Raw genomic sequence first — 18,646 nt, forward strand, 5'->3', positions numbered from 1 at the left:
TTACTGTGCGCTTACTGTCTACATACGCTCGAAAATTTTGTCGAGCTTCTCTTTCAACGTAGCGGCAGTAAAAGGTTTAACAATGTAACCATTCACCCCTGCTTGCGCGGCTTCTACAATCTGCTCGCGCTTCGCCTCAGCGGTGATCATCAATACAGGCAGGTGCTTAAGATCGCCGTCTTTACGGATTTCTTTAAGCAAATCGATCCCCTGCATACCAGGCATATTCCAATCGGTCACGACAAAATCAATACCGCCTTTTTTGAGGATTGGCAGCGCGGTTAAGCCGTCATCCGCTTCAACGGTATTGTTGAAACCTAAGTCACGAAGAAGATTCTTTACGATACGGCGCATTGTTGAAAAATCATCAACAACGAGAATTTTCATGTTTTTATCCAAGGTTGCCTCCGGTGAGGTCTCGTTTTATTGTCGAAACAGTTACTTACTCACTATGCCAAGCGGATAGCTTAGCTCTCAAACGTTGCGTAGCCTGACTTTGAATCTGACAGACCCGGGATTCGCTGACCCCTATCACTGCGCCTATCTCTTTGAGGTTTAATTCCTCATCATAATAAAGAGATAGCACTAGTGCCTCTCTTTCAGGAAGACTTTTGATCGCCGCCGCTAATGCAGCTTTGAAACTGTCTTCCGCAACACCCTGAAAGGGAGTGTTGTCGTTACGATGGCTCTCTGTTGTGAATGCATCTTCAGAGACGCCCAGATCATCCATCCCGATCAAACGCCCACAGTTTACATCGTTAAGCGCCTGATGATACTGCTCTAAGCTCATATCAAGCTTTTCAGCCACCTCCACGTCGGTTGGATCCCGACCTAACGCTTTTTCTAGTGATGCGATGGCATCACTGATTGAACGACTCGCCTTGTGGACAGACCGTGGCACCCAGTCACCGCGGCGCATATCATCCAGCATAGCACCGCGAATTCGAATACCGGCATAAGTTTCAAAACTCGCCCCTTTAGAAGGGTCATAATTTTGCTGTGCCTCAAGGAGGCCGACCATACCAGCTTGGATCAAATCTTCTACTTGAACACTCGGTGGCAAGCGCCCCATCAAGTGATGCGCGATGCGCTTGACCAAACTCGAATAACGCTCAAGTACCGCTTGGCGATCTGCCCCTGTGCGGCTATACGTGAGCGCTCTATTCACGAATTAACTCTCCTGCGTCATCATTTTTGATCAGCAACCGCTCAACAAAAAACTCCAGATGGCCTCCCGGATTTCGCGGCACCGGCCAAGTCAGCGCTTTGTTCGCCAACGCACTCATCGCCAATGATGCGGGCGAGCGAGGAAATGCGTCAATGACAACTTTTTGTTTTCTCACTGCTTGCCTCACCCTTTCGTCAACGGGAACACATGCTACTAATTCTAGATTAGCATTGAGAAACCTTTCAGTGACTCGCGTTAATTTTGTGAACAAGTCTCGTCCTTCACGGTAGCTTCTGACCATATTTGCAACAACTTTAAAGCGTGTCACACCATGCTCACGGCTTAGTACTTTAATCAATGCATACGCATCAGTAATTGATGTAGGTTCATCACAGACCACAATGACGACATCTTGTGCGGCGCGCGAAAAGCTCAGTACCATGTCTGAAATCCCCGCGGCAGTATCCACTAAGAGTACATCAACCTCTTCTTCGAGTGTACCAAAAGCGCGAATTAAACCAGCATGTTGCGCCGGTGTTAGCTCTGTCATACCTTGAAGGCCAGACGATGCAGGTACGATTTTCATACCGTGCGGACCTTCGAGAATGATATCTTTCAGATCACAGACGCCTTGAAGCACATGAGACAGATTCTTACCCGCTCTTAGGCCAAGTAACACATCCACATTAGCGAGACCAAGGTCGGCATCTAGCACCATGACCTTTTTACCTTGGCGGGCCATAGACGCGGCCATTCCCAGTGTGACATTGGTTTTCCCTACGCCACCTTTTCCCCCGGTTACGGTAATAACCTTGGTGCGTGACGGATTGGTTAAACGGCGCAGGCCGCTTGCTTGATCTTGCATGCTTGTCTCAATCATAAAAGTCCGCCCCATTCGACTCTGGGACATCACTGTTCCAGAAGTGACTGTGCTGATCCGCACCTGATTCCAACATGTCGCTGGCTTTTGCAACCAGGAACTGTCCCGTGGCTTGGCGGATATCTTCTGGCACACGTTGCCCGTCGGCTAAATAGGCCACAGGCAGGGCATTTTCGATGGTGACACACAACAGTTCACCGAGGCTGAGCGATTCATCGAGTTTGGTCAGAACACATCCCGATAACGGGATACGGCGAAAATGTTCAATGGTTTCTTGTAAAACGCGGCGTTGTGACGTCGCCGGTAACACCAGCAGGCTACGGATATGGGAGCCACTGTTTTGCATCAGGGTATCGAGCTGTTCCGACAAGCGAAGATCACGCTGCCCCATTCCAGCGGTATCTAGCAATATCAAGCGTCTATGACGCAGCTGATAAAGGATGTCGGCAAGTTCATCAGCATCTTTAGCCACTTTAACAGGACAGCCAAGGATACGGCCGTATGTGGCTAACTGCTCATGGGCACCGATACGGAATGTGTCTGTGGTCACCAAGGCAATATCTTCAGGGCCAAACTCCATCGCGGCTCGCGCCGCCAGCTTGGCAATTGTGGTGGTTTTTCCTACCCCAGTCGGACCCAGCAGTGCAATCACCCCGCCACTTTCTAGCATATTCTCATCAACCGTGATCACCTGATCCGCCACTAGGTCAAGGAGCGCTTGCCACGCCTCATTCGGTGGTGTCTCTTCTGGAATATAACAGGCCAATTGATCCGCTAGCTCGGACGAGAGTCCCATGCGCTCTAGGCGTTTGATGAGCATGGCGCGCAGCGGCTCTCGCCGCTCTACCTCTTGCCACATCAGCCCCGACAATTGATGCTCTAACAGGCTTCTAATGGAGGCCATTTCTTGACGCATTGCATCAATTTCTTGATGCGAAGCCTGAGATTGACGCCCCTCAAACCGAGAGGGATCAAGCTTCGGTTTTGGTGGAGAAGCGGCCCCGCCATTGGGTTTGGTGGTGGTATTTTGCCAGTCCGAGCGGTTGTTGCTTTTTAGCTGGCGACGCGGCTCATAACCGCGCCCTAGCGCGGCAGGCCGATCGTCAGCCCCTGATGGCGATGAGCGCCGTGCTGGCTGCTTTTGTTGACGTTGTAGCAAGGCGCTCAGCGAGTCAGCTTCTGTTTCTAGTTCGGCTGGCTGAGATTGTTCACGGTACTCGTCCAGCATCGCGGAAAAGCGAGGTGGGCGCTTAGTATGACTGTTTTGACGACTACCTGCCTGTTGCCGTTGACGCAGTTGCACTTGATCATCCGCCAGTTGGCGGTGCGCCTGAGAATAAGCCTGAGCAGATTGTTGCTGCGCGTTTGGGGCGGGCTTATCAGGCATTGGCTCTGTATCCGCATCAACCGCCGCGACAATTTCTACGCCGCCAGTCACTTTTTTGTTAGACATGATCACCGCATCAGCGCCAAGTTCTTCTTTCACTTGGCTTAATGCTGCTCTCATATCCTTTGCAAAAAAACGTTTTATTTTCAAAGCACTGCCCTACTCATAAACGATGTTAATTGTTGCCAACCGCATTGACGATACGAATTTGTTTTTCATCAGGCACTTCTTGATAAGACAAGACGCGTAGCGTCGGTATTGTGTTTTTTACAAATTTCGCCAATGTCGCTCTTAGCACGCCAGACGTTAGCAATACGGCTGGCTCGCCTTGCAACTCTTGCTGCTGTGTCGCGTCAGCCAATGAGGATTGCAATCGCTCAGCCAAACCCGGCTCAATCCCGGTCGACTCGCCACCCGATGCCTGCATGGTTTTATGCAACATCTGTTCCAGTTCAGGAACAAGGGTGATCACTGGCAGTTCAGGGGCGCTGCCATTGATTTCTTGAACGATCAGACGCCGCAGTGCAATCCTGACTGCAGCGGTTAAAATGTCAGGATCTTGACTCTTGCCGGTATACTCGGCCATGGTTTGCACGATAGTGCGAATATCACGGATAGGGATCGCTTCACTGAGTAAATTCTGCAGCACTTTGACTAACACACTGAGCGGGATTTGATCCGGGACCAGTCCTTCAACCAAGCGCGGTACCTGCTTACCTAACATATCCACCAAGTTTTGCGCTTCCTCGTGACCCAATAAACGCTCGGCGTTGTTGGTCAACATCTGGCTAAGGTGGGTGGCCAACACAGTGGCAGCGTCGACCACGGTGTAACCAAGTGCTTGCGCATGCTCTCGTTGGCTGGGTTCAATCCAAACCGCTTCAAGACCGAAAGCCGGATCTTGGGTGGGCTCACCGTCAATAGGGCCGAACACTTGCCCAGGGTTAATGGCAAGTTCATGTTGAGGGTGGACGTCGGCCTCTCCAACCGCGACCCCCATTAAGGTGATGCGATAGTTATGGGGTGGCAGCTCAAGGTTGTCGCGAATGTGTACGGGTGGGATCAAAAAACCAAAATCTTGCGACAGTTTTTTGCGTACACCTTTGACTCGATCGAGCAGCTCGCCGCCCTGATCACGATCGACCATGGCAATCAGACGATATCCTACCTCTAGCCCGATAACATCCACCGGCTGCACATCGTCCCACGATAGCTCTTTCGGCGTAGCGGGGGCGGCCTCAGGAAGATCGGTTTGCTCCGGTGCTTGCTGCGCTTTTTGATATTGTTTGTATTTCCAGTACGCTATGCCACCACAAATCAATGCCAGCAGTAAGAAAGGCAAGTGCGGCATGCCCGGCACTAACCCCATCACCGTCAAAATACTGGTGGCAATCATCAACGCACGCGGATTATCAAACAGCTGGAACACCACCTGCTGTCCCATGTCTTCTTCGGTGTTTTGTCGCGTCACCATAATGGCGGCGCCTATCGACAGCAGCAACGACGGTATTTGTGCAACCAGACCATCACCAATGGTCAATAAGGTATAGACCTCGAGTGCTTCGGAAAACCCTAAGTCATGCTGCCCCATCCCGATCGACAAACCACCCACAATGTTGATGAAAWGGATCAAAATACCGGCGATGGCATCGCCTTTGACGAATTTGGACGCACCATCCATCGAGCCGTAGAAATCCGCTTCTTGCGTGACTTCTTGGCGTCGTGACCGGGCTTGCTCTTGGTCGATAAGCCCCGCATTTAAGTCGGCATCAATCGCCATTTGTTTACCCGGCAAGGCATCCAAGGTAAAACGCGCGGTCACTTCTGAAATCCGGCCCGCACCTTTGGTGACAACCATGAAGTTAATGATCATCAAGATAAGAAACACCACCAAGCCCACGGCATAGTTGCCGCCAATGACCACCGAGCCAAAGGCGCCAATCACTTGGCCTGCCGCATCCGGGCCCTCGTGCCCATAAAGCAAAACTACGCGCGTGGAAGCAACGTTAAGAGCCAGCCGCATTAACGTTGCGATCAGCAGCACCGCCGGGAAAGCCGCAAATTCAAGTGGACGCCTTGTATAAATAGTGACCAGCAGTACCACCAGCGACAATGCAATGTTAAACGAGAACATTAAATCGAGCAGTATTGGCGGGACAGGAAGCACCACCATCGCTAAGGTCGCTAATACCAGTGCTGGCGCACCGATAGCCGGCATCGCTCCTAACCTGTGGTAAGGCACTTTGTCAGAAAATGGCAATCGCCAGTTGGCTTTTAACATGTTAAGCGTTCAAATCCATGATTGGTGAACGCGGGCCTGGTGCCGCGTATACTCAAAACGGGAATGCAGAGGAAGCAAGTTTTACGCCAAAAAAAGCCCGTAAAGTGTCAGCATTTTGGCACTGCGCTGACATTGTCGCGCTCGGTGACGCTTAGTCATGTTGTAAATCGGTAGGGATAGGTAAATAAGCGTCATCAGGACGCGTGGGCCGTCGACCCCGTCCTTTTTGGTATTGTTTTAACTGGAAGACATACGCAAGAACCTGAGCGACGGCGGTAAACAAACCGTCAGGGATCTGTTGCTCAAGCTCGGTGCTAAAATATAATGCCCGCGCCAGCGGGGGAGCAGGAACGATGGCAATATCATACTCAGCGGCAATTTCTCGTATTTTCAATGCGGTAAAGTCCGATCCTTTGGCGATCACCACGGGCGCGCTATCCATATCACTGTTGTAGCGCAACGCCACGGAATAATGTTCAGGGTTAGTGACCACCACATCCGCTTGGGGCACGTCAGCCATCATTCGGCGCTGGGCCATTTCCCGCTGCAACATGCGCATTCGCCCTTTCACTTCTGGGCTCCCCTCGGTTTCTTTATTCTCGTCTTTGACCTCCTGTTTGGTCATTTTGAGCTGCTCATTGTGTTGCCAAATTTGAAATGGCACATCAATGACTACCACCACCAACAGGGAGCAGCACACCAACAGAACGAAGTTAAGTAATATATCGAGCGCGTGATAGAGGTTGCTGGGGAAGGTATCAATGGTCAGCTCGAAGAAGTCCTCTAGGTTGATATAAACCAAGTATGCGGCCACACCCGCCACCAACAACACTTTGAGAATCGACTTTAATAATTCGACTAATCCCTGGGTACCAAACATGCGTTTAAAGCCAGAAAGCGGACTCATTTTCGACAGTTTAGGTCGTGCAGCCTCCCACGAGAAACTCACCCCACCGAGCCCGGCCGCCCCTACGAGGCCGGAGATAAATAGCACAATCAAGATCAGCCCAAGTGGCAGAATCAAATGCAGTAGCTCACCGACCACCACCCGCATCAGCTCTGAGCTGTCAAAGATCTCGGCGCGTGACAGGGAAAATAGGCGCGTCATCAATGCCATCAAGGCTTCGCCCAGCGCTTGCCCGAACCACATCAAACTGATGGCACCAACAACCAGTACGGAAACCGAAGCCAGTTCTCTTGAGCGCGGTACTTGGCCCTTTTCCCGCGCCTGCTCCTGCCTTCGGGGCGTAGCGTCTTCTGTTCTTTCCTGACCTTCGCTCTCTGCCATGCCTCTACTCGCAATTAATTCGAATCAGCGAACAAATTTGGTTCAACCCTGTTTCCCAATGATTGTTGTAGTGCGTCAACATACCGAACAGCAGATACCAGCTGATCAGTAGCCCCATCAACAATGCAAAAGCGAAGCCAAGAGAGAAAATATTCAACTGCGGCGCGGCGCGCGTCATCACACCAAATGACAAGTTGACCACCAGCAAGGCGATCACGCCTGCCAGGGAAATACTGAGGGCAACTTTAAACATGATCCCGAACCACTGCGCCAAACTGCGGTAGTCGGCAGCACCAATCATCTCGCCAATCGGTAAGGTATCAAAGCTCATCACCACTAAGTTAAGCATTTTTAAATGCCCATCCGTGGCGAGAAACAACATCAGCGCCAAAAATAAGTAAAACTGTCCCAGCAAGGGGGTATTCTGGCCATTGGCCGGATCGACCATGGACGCAAAACCCAAGCTCGATTGCATCCCCAAAATCTGTCCCAACACCACAAAGGTTTGCGTAATAAATTGGGTGACCATTCCCATCGCCACACCGATGACCACTTGCTGCGCAAGCACGGTAAAGCCGGCAAAGGAGACCAGCTCAATACTCTCGGGGACGGCCGGTAACGCGGGCATCACCGCGAAGGTAATCGCCAGTGACAGGTAGAGACGGATCCTCACTGGCACAAATCGCGCGCCAAAGAAAGTCATCGCCATCATCATCGAAGAGATACGGGTAAAGGGCCAAAAGTAGTTAGCCATCCAAGACAGGAGCACTGAGGCTGGATATTCCATGGCTTGCCTCGTCAGTAAAGGATGTTAGGGATGTGATCAATCAAGCGATAGAAATACTCCATCAACATCCGCGTCATCCAGTGGCCAAAGAACATTAAGGCAATAAAGGTGGCGATCAAACGTGGCAAAAAGCTCAGTGTTTGCTCGTTAATTGAGGTCGCGGCTTGAAAGATGGCCACGATTAGACCCACCAACAAGCCGGGTACTACAATGGCTGAAACCAGTAGCAACACCAGATAGAGCGCATCTTGGAAAAGCTCGACAAACGCTTCTGGGGCCATCACTGCCTCCTTTAGCCGAAACTGGCTGCCAAGGTGGAGAGGATAAGATTCCACCCATCAACCAAGACAAAAAGCATTAACTTGAAGGGTAATGACACTATCATGGGCGATAGCATCATCATACCCATCGCCATCAAGACTGATGCCACCACCAAGTCAATCACCAAAAATGGCAAGAACAACATAAAACCAATTTGGAACGCGGTTTTCAGCTCCGACGTCACAAACGCAGGGATCAGCACCGTCATTGGGACTTGCTCAGGCTCATCCACTTGCGCCCCCGACATATTGACAAAGGTTTCCAAATCTTTCACCCGCGTTTGCCGAAGCATAAACTCACGCAGCGGCACTTGTGCCTGATCAAAGGCTTCTCGCGCAGTGACTTGTTCATTAATATAGGGCTGAATCGCTTCTGTATTCATTCGGTCAATCACCGGTGACATGATAAACAAGGTCAAAAACATCGCGATGCCAATGATCACTTGGTTAGATGGCGTTTGCTGTAACCCCATGGCTTGACGCAAAATCGCCATCACCACCACGATTCGGGTAAACGACGTCATTAAAATGACAACCGCTGGCAAAAAGCCCAACGCGGTCATGATTGCCAGAATTTGCAACGTGACCGAGTAGTCTTCACTGCCATCCGGGTTGACACTCATGGTCACCGCCGGGATCCCACCGCCCGTATTACGGCCCACTTCTAAACGCGCCGCTTCACCGCTTTCGCTAATCGATTCGGTGGTGATGCTTTCTTGTGCTGGCGTCGCTTCTTGTTCGGCAACAGCAAACGGCGTAAATAAGGTGGCTGCCACCCAGACCCAAGCGGCCAATAACATTCGTATCGTCATTTTCGATTCAACAGTTGGCTTAACTGATTGGCAAAGCGAGAAGGCTTATCAGATGCTGGTGTCGCAGTTGGAATGGGGTTATCCAGTGTTTTTAACACGTTCACGCTGTTTGCTGTCACGCCGACAACCAACTGTTCACCGTGGATATCAACCACCAAAATGCGCTCCTTCTGACCCACAGCCAATTGGCTAACGATCGTGATGCCATCACTTTGCTGTGCCAGCCCCGGCACTTTTAACCGTCGCAGCAACCAAGCCAGAGCAAAGATAAGCCCTAGCACTAATCCTAGCGACAACAGCATTGTCACTATACTGACATCGGGCGCCGCCGCCCAAACAGGCATGGGCACCAGGAGTAGACTCCAAATGCGTCGGTTCACCGTCATCCCTATCGTAGTTTCTTAATCCGCTCAGTTTGGCTAATCACATCCGTGAGGCGGATACCAAACTTGTCGTTTACGACCACCACTTCGCCATGAGCAATCAAGGTGCCGTTCACCAGCACATCGAGCGACTCCCCAGCTAACCTATCTAACTCCACCACCGAGCCTTGGTTGAGCTGAAGCAGGTTACGGATGTTAATTTGCGTATGCCCCACTTCCATGGAAATGGTCACTGGAATATCAAGGATCGCGTCCAGTTTCCGCTGTTCATCCGCCCCCATTTTTTGCTCGCTGTCATCAGTGAGCTCTTCAAGTGGTGCCGCTTGCACATCATCTGAGCCCTCGGTGTCAGATTGCTCAGCCAGGGCTGCAGCCCAATCATCGTCTACATCATTTTGATCCATGACGTCTTACCCTTGTTTACTGGTTCTGATCACTGAGCATTACCTTGTTTATCATCGATGGGTAGATCTTCCTCGAGATCATCGAGTAGCTCAGGTTTATCCTGTAACAACGAAATATCCGATTTCGCCATTTCAGGACGCTTAAGTTTTTCTACAATTTTAAGTGCCAACTTATCGTTAGATTGCCCCATTTTCGCGCGATAGGTGGGCAAGTCTTCCACGAACACGGTGCACGCATCCGGCATTTCCACCGGAATCACATCCCCTTTTTGTAACTCCATTAAGTCGCGCAACGATAAGGTGACATCCAATAGCTTGGCACTCAATTCAACATTGACATCCAAGATCTCATCCCGTAGCGCTTTACTCCAGCGCACATCGGTATCCATCTTGTCACTTTGTACCCCGGCATCGAGCAGCTCGCGAATCGGCTCTAGCATCGAGTAAGGCATGACCATGTGAATATCGCCGCCACCACCATCAAGCTCAATGTGGAATGAACTCACCACAATCACTTCTGAGGGGCTGACAATGTTGGCCATCGCCGGGTTTACTTCCGAGTCTAAATACTCAAAAGCGACTTCCATCACGGGCGCCCAGGCGTCTTTGTAATCCTCAAACATCAACTTAAGCAGCATCTGGATCACACGTCGCTCGGTTGGCGTAAACTCTCGCCCTTCAATACGCGCATGAAAGCGCCCATCACCACCAAAAAAGTTTTCTACCAAAATGAACACCAGACGGGCTTCCATGGTGATCAAGCTGGTGCCTTTTAAGGGGCGAAAACGCACCATATTCAAACTGGTCGGCACGTACAAGGTATTTTGATACTCGCCAAACTTCATCATCTGCACGCCGTTAATTGACACTTCGGCAGTTTTACGCAGCATGTTAAACAAGCTAATGCGCATATGGCGGGCAAAGCGCTCATTAATAAGCTCGAGCGTCGGCATCCGCCCACGTACAATGCGATCTTGCGAAGAGAAATCAAACTGAACCGCACCGTCTTGATCGGCTTCGGGCTCATTATCTTCCTCTTCAACGTCATCAACACCGTGAAGCAGCGCATCAATTTCGTCTTGGCTGAGTAAGTCAGTCACGTCATCACCTATTGCATCACAAATCCAGTGAAGAGCACACGCTCCACCACCGGCTCGCCCGTTACTTTGATTAAGGCCGCGCGCACATTCTCTGCCGATTGGCGGCGAATTTCGAGCWGCCCCTGCGGTGTACGCAGTTGCTCGACCGTTGCCGCACCAAACGTATTAAGAAGCGAGTGCTCAATCAGCGGCAAGTTTTCTTTGGCCAAGGCTTCCATTTCACTGCCACGCACTAACAACTGGGTATTGACTTGCACCAGTCGCTGCCGCTCATCCCCGGTGACATTAAAAACAAACGGTTTAGGCAAGGTGACATAAATCGCGGGCACGGCATTGTTTTGTTCCTCGAGGACAATGTCTTCTTGGCTGTCATCATCACCGGACAGGAAAAAGAACGCCGCGCCACCGGCCGCCGCGAGCAATACAACGGCGGCGACAATGATAATAATCAGCTTTTTTTTGCTCCCGCCTTGTTCTGGGGTTGCGTTATCATCTGCCATGGCTGTGCTTGCTCCTTATTATCTAAGCGTAGTAATCAACGGCCCGATCACTGTGTGAGACGTTCAGCGTCTGCCCGGTTAGCATGGTATCATCACTATCATCCGGCCCAGAGGTGCCGAGTGATGCGCCACCGGCATGACCGCCGCCGGTACCGGCACCATGCTGGCCTGAGGCCATCTGTTGTGCACCACTCTCTTGTTGTTGAACCGATCCTTGGGCTAACTGTAGCCCTTGTTGCTGCAACATATCACGCAGTCTTGGCATCGCTTGCTCGACCGCATCACGCGCTTGCTGGTTGGCAACCGTTATATGCACGGAAGCTTGGTCGTTGTTGATCCCCAGCTTAATTTGCATGCGCCCAAGCTCGGGTGGATCGAGACGAATATCCACTTGCTTCAGGTTTTTAGACAACATGACATTGATTCGCTCGGTCAATGCCACACCCGCTTCGCTAGGCGTTTGCCCTAAAGGTAGCGGGGCCTGCGCACTTTGAGCGACCTGGATATCTTGTCGTGCTGTCGCCGCGTTCGCGGTTGGTGTGCCTAGACTGCTTGCCAGCTGCTGGGCCAAGTTTTCGCCTCGTGAGGCACCTTCCGCTGCGCTTGCTGTGTTGCCTGCCGCCAAGGCTGCGTCAGTTTGAACCGCCTGCTCTGCCATCGCTTTTAACGCCGCTTTACTCAGATCATCTGACTGACTGTGTTGCCCTGCCAGCAGCGAAGCGGCATTCGGGTTGCCTGCTGCGCCAGCTTTTACGTCAGGGTTTGCCATATTCTGTTGTAGGCCCGACGCCTGTCGCAGCTTATCAGCCAATTCATTCGTTTTCGTCGTCGCCCCTTCTTTGCCTAACCAATCTTTAAGCGCAGACTCTTTATTGGCTGCCGCACGGTCGCCTAAGGCAGGATCGCCGGACGCCATCTTAGCAGATCCATGTTGACTCTCCTGCTGTGCCTTCATCGCCGCCCACTTTATCGCCGGCCCATCCGCTGAGAGAGATTGCCCCCCTTTAGCCGCCTCACCACTGCTATCAAGCGCAATTTGGCGTCCGGCACCTTGTTCCAAGGCACCTGTGCCACGATCTTGCGTGGCTTTAACCTGAGCGACTAATACGGCGAGTTGTTCGGGCGATAACTGTGCCAATACCTCCTCCGCAGACACCTCATCCGGCAACGCTTCAGAAAGCTCCGCAAGCAGTGCTTGTTTGTCTACTTCATCCTCTTGAATTTGGCGGTCTACTCGCGCGTTACTGTCAGTGTCGCTTATCGGTAATACATCGGCAGACGATGCCAGTGCGTCGTCATCGGCAGGCAAGGTTTTGCCAGTTAACATTTCAGCGGCTTGGTTCAACCGCATTAATAAGGATTGGCTTTCTTCCATTGCCGTCATATCGGCAATTTTTTCCATCTCAGCCTCGCTGAAAATACCGTCAGCCAACATGGCCTCCGCATCAATGGCTTGACCATCAACGAGTAAGGTTTTGCCATCAGAGGTCAGCTTGATCGCCCCCGCTTGTCCTTCACTTCCATCGAGGGATTGATGCAAGGCGGACAAAAAGCCGGCACTTTTCTCTCCTTTCACCTCGCTGGACGCGCCTTCACTCGGCGCAGACAGGGTTTTACTCGAAACATTGGAAAGTGTCAGCATTGACTGCGTCATAAGTGTCTCATCATTACCTATGGTTACCTATGCGCCAACTTGGCATCAACTGGCGCGTCGGTAATGAGAAAGCAATTATCGCGCCATTTTACTATGAAGAGAAGGGTGAGGGGCGTCGACGTGCGATAATCGCTGCCATTTCATCCATTTGTCGTTGTTCTTGATAGCGAGCACGCTCTGCTTCCTCTCGTTCTCGTTTTTCTATCAGCCATTCTAATGACTGTCGGTGCTGGCGAGTTTGTTGCCATGTTTCACGGCATTGCGCTAAATGATCTTTAAATTGATGCTCTGCATCTCTTTGTTTTGCCAATGTTTCATCAAGCTGAACAATGAATTTATTTAAATGACCAAACGCACTGGCCGATAGCCCTGACTGACCACGATCTGACATCTGACGGCAATATTCGAGCCGGTACTGTTCGATTTGCTCCAACTGGCGATAGTAATCATCAAGTGATTGCTGAGCCGCGCTCACACTAAGCTGGGCCTGCTTTTCATCCTCTTGAGCTTTTTCTAACAGCAACTGAAGCGCGTGATCGGCCATCGGTTACCCCTGCAAGGTTGAGCGCAACATATTGACACACATATCAAAAGGAACCACTTCTTTGATCCCTTGCTGCAAATAATCGTCGAGTTTGGGCTTCAAGCTAAACGCCTGATCAACCGCCGCATCACTGCCCGGTTTATAAGCGCCTATCGAGACCAGATCTTGGTTTTTTCGGCACACGGACAACACTTGCCGCACCGCTTTCGACATCAGAATTTGCTCATCGCTGGTAATATTGGGCATCACTCGACTGACCGAACGCTCAACATCAATCGCCGGGTAATGACCGCTATCCGCTAACTCGCGCGATAGCACAATATGACCATCGAGTATCGCTCGTGCTGCATCGGCAATTGGGTCTTGTAAATCATCCCCCTCGGTCAGCACGGTAAAAAAGGCCGTGATCGACCCCTGTCCAACGGCACCGTTCCCCGCGCGCTCAACCAGTGAGGGTAAACGCGCAAACACCGAGGGCGGATACCCTTTGGTCGCCGGTGGCTCGCCCACCGACAACGCAATTTCGCGCTGAGCCTGGGCAAACCGCGTCAATGAATCCATCAACAAAAGAACATCAAGACCGAGGTCGCGGAAATATTCGGCAATGGTTAATGCCGTTTGGCAGCCTTTAAGCCTCACCAAGGGTGATGAGTCAGCTGGCGCAGCGACAACCACCGCCCGTGCACGGCCTTCTTCTCCGAGGATATCATCGATAAACTCTTTCACTTCTCGGCCACGCTCACCAATCAATCCGACGACCACCACTTGCGCAGTGGTACCGCGTGTCATCATCCCCAAGGTGACAGATTTACCCACCCCAGAGCCAGCAAACAAGCCGATGCGCTGGCCTTTCCCCACCGTCAAAAGACCATTGATCGACTTGATGCCAACATCGAGCGGCTCACGGATCGGTTGCCGTGATAAGGGGTTGATCGGTATACCCTCTAGGCTTGCTTGCTTATCCGTATAGATATCGCCTTTACCATCCAGTGGATTGCCCATACCATCGATAACGCGCCCCAACAGCTCCATCCCCACCGAGAGTTGACTGCGTTCAGACAAGGGCGTGACGCTTGCCCCTGGCAACACACCTGAAACTTGCTCGTTAGGCATCAAGTACAAAAGTTCATCGGCAAAGCCCACGACTTCAGCTTCAATGGTGCCATTAAGGGTTTCAACCGAGCACACAGACCCAATGGGCGCACGACAGCCTATCGCTTCAAGTGTCAGCCCAACCATACGCACCAATTTTCCCGACGCCACTGGCTTGGGGGCTAAATTATCAAGCTGACATTGTTTTAACCGCTCAGCGAGTTGGCTCATTATGATTGCCCTGGCTCCTCAGTCGATGTGGCTTCATCTTCAGGCGTTGCCGTGGTGTCTTGCTCAACGGGTTCGTCACTCGCCACCGCGCGCTCGGTGGTCGCCGGTTCGTTGGCATAGGCACCGGTATCAACAGGCTCTACCGTTGCCGGGTCTGATGGCGAAGCGTGTCGGGGTTGATTCTGTCCTTGAAACTCTCTAAGTAACGCGTCCACGCGCTCAGCATAGCGATAGTCGACCACTGAATCTTTGGCTTTTACATGGACGTCTCCACGCGAAAGGGCCGGCTCGGATTGCAAGGTCCAGTCGCGAGCCGCGAGCATATCGTCATCATACGCGTCGGTGACAATGGCATAGTCATCTGGATGCAACGCCGCAGTAACCGAGTGATCGGCCACTGGCAAAGCGGCAATGGCGGCTCGTAAGGTGTGCAGAATCACCTGAGGATTCGTGTCTAGCTCCACACCTGTCAATGACTTGGTCAAGGTCTGGACCATCACCAACAGCTGTTGCTCGACATCCACCTCCAACTTTTCTAATGGATGAGTTAACTGATTGAGTATACTATCGAGCTGCTGACAACGTGCTTCAATCAGCGCTTGCCCATCAGCGACGCCTTGCTCAAACCCGGCCTTTTTTCCTTCTTCATGGCCTTTTTCATGCCCTTGCTCTAAACCGGCCTCAAGTCCCTCGGCATGCCCCAGCTGCTTGCCCTCTTCATACCCTTCGTCGTAGCCCTGTTGGCGAATAGCGTCAAGGGCGTCAGCGGTTAAAGGTTCGGGGGCAGGCTCGTTTTCCTCCGGCTCTACCTCAACGTCTGGCTCCCAACTGGGATCGTAATTAAGTGCCGTGTCTTTGGGCAGGTTTTCGCCTTCGTGGTAAGGGGGCAATGCCCACCTATCAATGGTTTCCGCATCGGCCTCATCGGCGCGAATATAGCCACGACGTTTTTCTAAACTCATCAGTGCCCCTTACAAATACGGCTAGACGAAGTCATCGCCGCCGCCTGCGGCAAGCATAATTTCACCGGCATCGGCAAGACGACGCGCAACCGATAAGATTTCTTTTTGCGCCCCTTCCACATCAGAGACCCGGATAGGCCCCATGGCCTCGATATCGTCTTGCAACATCTCGGCCGCACGTTTGGACATATTGCGATAGATTTTCTCGCGCAAGTTATCTTCCGCGCCTTTAAGCGCTTTTTGCAACACTTCTTGTGGCACATCACGGAGTAAGGTCTGCACCCCGCGGTCATCCACATCAATCAAGTTATCAAACACGAACATCAAGTCTTGGATTTGTGAGGCCATCTCTTCGTCTTGATCGCGAATCGAGTCCATCAGTACCCCTTCGACACTGTTGTCCATGTAGTTCATGATTTCCGCTGCCGCTTTCAAGCCACCAATCTTGGCCGCTTGTGCCCCGGCTTGGCCAGCAAATTGCTTTTCCATGATCTCGTTTAACTCGTGCAGTGCTGCCGGTTGCACCTCTTCTAAGTTGGCAATCCGCATCATCAAGTCCAGTCGATCTCGCTCAACAAACTGTGACAAAATCTCGGCCGAGTGCTCGGGATCCAAATAGGATAAGACGATGGTTTGGATTTGCGGGTGCTCGTTGATAATAATGCTGGCGACTTGGCGCGGATCCATCCATTTGAGTGAATCCAAGCCTTTGGAGCCGCTGCCAAGCAATATTTGGTCCACCAAGTTATTCGCTTTGTCTTCACCCAAGGCAGTCACGAGGGCGTTGCGTACAAAGTCTTCACTCCCCATCCCAATAGAGGTGTATTTTTGGATCTCCTCTAAAAAGGCACGGTGGACGGCGGCCACTTTGTCCGAATTAAGATCGGTCATCGAGGTCATGGCCGAACCCACCCGTTGAACCTGTTTCGGCTCAAGGTGACGAATGATACTCGCGGCATCTTGTTCACTTAAACTGAGCAGCAAAATGGCGGCTTTTTCAATCCCACTCAACGAGCTGATATCGACGTTTGAGCCAGCTTGCTCATCACCGCCTGTGGTTGCGACTTCATTTGCCATCTTCGGTTACCCAATTTTTCACCGCTTGTGCGGCCAAGTCTGGCTCATTGGCAACCAGCGCCCGCACCGCTTTTAACAAGTCTTCATCTTTATGTAAGTTTGGCAGCTCAACATCCGACGCTGACATCGCAAAGTTGCTAGAACCGTCAAGCTCAGAGCCTATCAAGCCGACATCATCCCCATCAGGGGTAACTGGCAAGCCATCTGGGCCAAGGATTTCGCCATTGGGGCCCACGGTATTGCCATCTTCGTCGGTATTTGGATAAAGCAGCTTTTTCATCGCTGGACGCACCAAGACCACGATAATAACAATGATCACCAAGGCCGCTGCTAACCAACGAATCCAGTCATTAAAGTTGGGATGATCCCAAATCGGCACATCTTGCTCTGCCGCTTGCTCTGGCTCAACAAAGGGGACGGCGATCACTTCGAGCACATCACCACGCTGCTCACTAAAGCCGACCCCGCCCATTAAAAGACGGCGGATTTTGGCCAATTCATCATCTGACAAAGGCTGCTTAACCGTTTCCCCAGTTTCAGGATCGACACTTTGTTTAAAATTCACCGCCACTGAGACGGTTTGCCTATCGATGACGCCTGACTGCGCGCGTCGGTGACGAATGGTGGTGTCGAGCTCAAAGTTACGTGTCGATTCACGACTCACCGACCCGGTACCGCCTGCACCATTTTTAAGATCCCTGACGTCTTCCGGAATAGAGGCATCGGCCGGCGGTTGGTTGCTTAAGGCCCCTGGAATACCTGCGACACGATCCGAGCCATTATAGTCTTCGCGCGTGTATTCGCTGCGTGTTGCCGGTGTGTTGGGATTATACTGACGCTGCGTTTCTTCCAGTGAGCTAAAATCTAATGCCACGTCGACTTGTGAAGTATAGTTGCCCAACCCTAGTACGGGGATCAGTATTGAGTCGATTTTTTCGCGCAATTGGCGCTCTTGCTTACGCTCCAATTCGTACTCTTTGCGCCGCGCCGCAGAGGCTGGATCTTCACTGCCAGAGTTTAGCAAGCGACCATTTTGGTCGGTGACGGTGACGCGCGTGGGTTTTAGCGACGGGACGGCAGAGGCCACCATATCAACAATCGAGTCCACTTCCTCTTGACCTAGGGTATTTGTGCCTCCCAAAGTCAAGAATACCGTGGCCGATGCCTCTTGGTTGTGGCGTACAAAGACGCTCTGTTTGGGCATCGCTAACAAGACACGGGCGTTTCTCACTTGCCGCACTTCTTCAATCGCGGCGGCTAGCTGTCGCTCACGACTGAGTTTTAATCGCTCTTGCTCGAGTTTTTGCGAGACGCCAAAGCCCATGTCATTGAGCAAGATATCATCGCCCTCAACCGTGCTGGTATTCAGCCCCACCCGCGTTAAACCGAGGCGAATGGAGGAGTAATCGCTTGAAGGGACGCGGATGGTATTCCCGTCCAACTGATATTCAACTTTGTTCTGGTCAAGGTGATCCAAAACAGGGATAAGTTCTTCTGTTTCGTACGTACCCAGTGGCCGCATTTCGGGTTCCTGCACCCAAAAAAACAGCATAATGATCAGCGCGACACAAATCGCAACCGCTAACACCAAGATCAACTGGCGCACCATGTCGAGATCGCCAAATATCGAGTTTGACGATGCTGACTGTTCTGATGCGTCCGGATCTTGCGTGTCTTGCTCTGCGTCTAATGCCGCATCGGTTGATGGCAGTGCTGCTGCGCTATCTGAAACCGCCAGATCGGTGTTTTGGTTCTCTTCAGCCACTGATTAATTCC

At 51.7% G+C, this 18,646-nt stretch carries 19 protein-coding genes; all 19 read right to left on the reverse strand.

Going from position 1 to position 18,646, the window contains the following annotated elements:
* Positions 1-18: 18 nt before the first annotated feature.
* On the reverse strand, positions 19-387 hold the full coding sequence (gene cheY / locus BZG14_RS01245; RefSeq protein WP_046074931.1) for a chemotaxis response regulator CheY: 369 nt from the start codon (positions 385-387) through the stop codon (positions 19-21).
* 55 nt (positions 388-442) lie between these two features.
* Complete coding sequence (locus BZG14_RS01250; RefSeq protein ID WP_069363181.1) at positions 443-1,168, reverse strand: RNA polymerase sigma factor FliA; 726 nt, start codon at positions 1,166-1,168, stop codon at positions 443-445.
* Positions 1,161-2,048: a MinD/ParA family protein gene (locus tag BZG14_RS01255; RefSeq protein ID WP_069363182.1), complete on the reverse strand. Its 888-nt coding sequence runs from the start codon at positions 2,046-2,048 to the stop codon at positions 1,161-1,163. Before BZG14_RS01255 ends, BZG14_RS01250 begins: the two co-directional genes overlap by 8 nt.
* Entirely contained in the window at positions 2,041-3,585 is a 1,545-nt protein-coding gene (flhF, locus tag BZG14_RS01260) for a flagellar biosynthesis protein FlhF (protein WP_077607739.1), read from the reverse strand. The genes BZG14_RS01255 and flhF overlap by 8 nt, the downstream gene beginning before the upstream one ends.
* 25 nt (positions 3,586-3,610) lie before the next feature.
* Positions 3,611-5,716: a flagellar biosynthesis protein FlhA gene (gene flhA / locus BZG14_RS01265; RefSeq protein ID WP_077607740.1), complete on the reverse strand. Its 2,106-nt coding sequence runs from the start codon at positions 5,714-5,716 to the stop codon at positions 3,611-3,613.
* A gap of 151 nt (positions 5,717-5,867) precedes the next feature.
* Positions 5,868-7,004 carry a flagellar biosynthesis protein FlhB gene (flhB, locus tag BZG14_RS01270; protein WP_077607741.1) on the reverse strand — a complete coding sequence of 379 codons (1,137 nt, stop codon included), beginning with the start codon at positions 7,002-7,004 and terminating at the stop codon, positions 5,868-5,870.
* A 4-nt stretch (positions 7,005-7,008) separates the two neighbouring features.
* Positions 7,009-7,791 (reverse strand): flagellar biosynthetic protein FliR, encoded by a 783-nt coding sequence (gene fliR / locus BZG14_RS01275; RefSeq protein WP_077607742.1) that lies wholly within the window; start codon positions 7,789-7,791, stop codon positions 7,009-7,011.
* Positions 7,792-7,802: 11 nt separating this feature from the next.
* Positions 7,803-8,072, reverse strand: coding sequence for a flagellar biosynthesis protein FliQ (gene fliQ, locus BZG14_RS01280; protein WP_046074938.1), 270 nt, complete (start codon positions 8,070-8,072; stop codon positions 7,803-7,805).
* Between the two features lie 11 nt (positions 8,073-8,083).
* Positions 8,084-8,923, reverse strand: a complete 840-nt coding sequence (gene fliP / locus BZG14_RS01285) for a flagellar type III secretion system pore protein FliP (protein ID WP_077607743.1) — start codon at positions 8,921-8,923, stop codon at positions 8,084-8,086.
* Positions 8,920-9,309, reverse strand: a complete 390-nt coding sequence (fliO, locus tag BZG14_RS01290) for a flagellar biosynthetic protein FliO (RefSeq protein WP_077607744.1) — start codon at positions 9,307-9,309, stop codon at positions 8,920-8,922. Before fliO ends, fliP begins: the two co-directional genes overlap by 4 nt.
* Before the next feature lie 2 nt (positions 9,310-9,311).
* The gene (gene fliN / locus BZG14_RS01295; RefSeq protein WP_077607745.1) at positions 9,312-9,710 is read right to left on the reverse strand and encodes a flagellar motor switch protein FliN; all 399 of its coding nucleotides are present in this window, start codon (positions 9,708-9,710) and stop codon (positions 9,312-9,314) included.
* Positions 9,711-9,739: 29 nt separating this feature from the next.
* A complete protein-coding gene (gene fliM / locus BZG14_RS01300) occupies positions 9,740-10,810 on the reverse strand; it encodes a flagellar motor switch protein FliM (RefSeq protein WP_077607746.1) in 1,071 nt (356 codons plus the stop codon).
* A gap of 8 nt (positions 10,811-10,818) precedes the next feature.
* A complete protein-coding gene (gene fliL / locus BZG14_RS01305; RefSeq protein WP_077607747.1) occupies positions 10,819-11,310 on the reverse strand; it encodes a flagellar basal body-associated protein FliL in 492 nt (163 codons plus the stop codon).
* 22 nt (positions 11,311-11,332) lie between these two features.
* On the reverse strand, positions 11,333-12,964 hold the full coding sequence (locus BZG14_RS01310) for a flagellar hook-length control protein FliK (protein ID WP_077607748.1): 1,632 nt from the start codon (positions 12,962-12,964) through the stop codon (positions 11,333-11,335).
* Positions 12,965-13,055: 91 nt separating this feature from the next.
* A complete protein-coding gene (gene fliJ / locus BZG14_RS01315; protein WP_077484638.1) occupies positions 13,056-13,508 on the reverse strand; it encodes a flagellar export protein FliJ in 453 nt (150 codons plus the stop codon).
* A 3-nt stretch (positions 13,509-13,511) separates the two neighbouring features.
* Positions 13,512-14,831, reverse strand: a complete 1,320-nt coding sequence (gene fliI / locus BZG14_RS01320; protein ID WP_077607749.1) for a flagellar protein export ATPase FliI — start codon at positions 14,829-14,831, stop codon at positions 13,512-13,514.
* Positions 14,831-15,793: a flagellar assembly protein FliH gene (locus BZG14_RS01325; protein WP_077607750.1), complete on the reverse strand. Its 963-nt coding sequence runs from the start codon at positions 15,791-15,793 to the stop codon at positions 14,831-14,833. The genes fliI and BZG14_RS01325 overlap by 1 nt, the downstream gene beginning before the upstream one ends.
* A 21-nt stretch (positions 15,794-15,814) precedes the next feature.
* The gene (fliG, locus tag BZG14_RS01330) at positions 15,815-16,870 is read right to left on the reverse strand and encodes a flagellar motor switch protein FliG (RefSeq protein ID WP_077607751.1); all 1,056 of its coding nucleotides are present in this window, start codon (positions 16,868-16,870) and stop codon (positions 15,815-15,817) included.
* A complete protein-coding gene (gene fliF, locus BZG14_RS01335; protein ID WP_077607752.1) occupies positions 16,860-18,635 on the reverse strand; it encodes a flagellar basal-body MS-ring/collar protein FliF in 1,776 nt (591 codons plus the stop codon). Before fliF ends, fliG begins: the two co-directional genes overlap by 11 nt.
* Between the last annotated feature and the right edge of the window lie 11 nt (positions 18,636-18,646).

Source organism: Salinivibrio sp. IB282 (assembly GCF_001995685.1).
Classification (GTDB): Bacteria; Pseudomonadota; Gammaproteobacteria; order Enterobacterales; family Vibrionaceae; genus Salinivibrio; species Salinivibrio kushneri.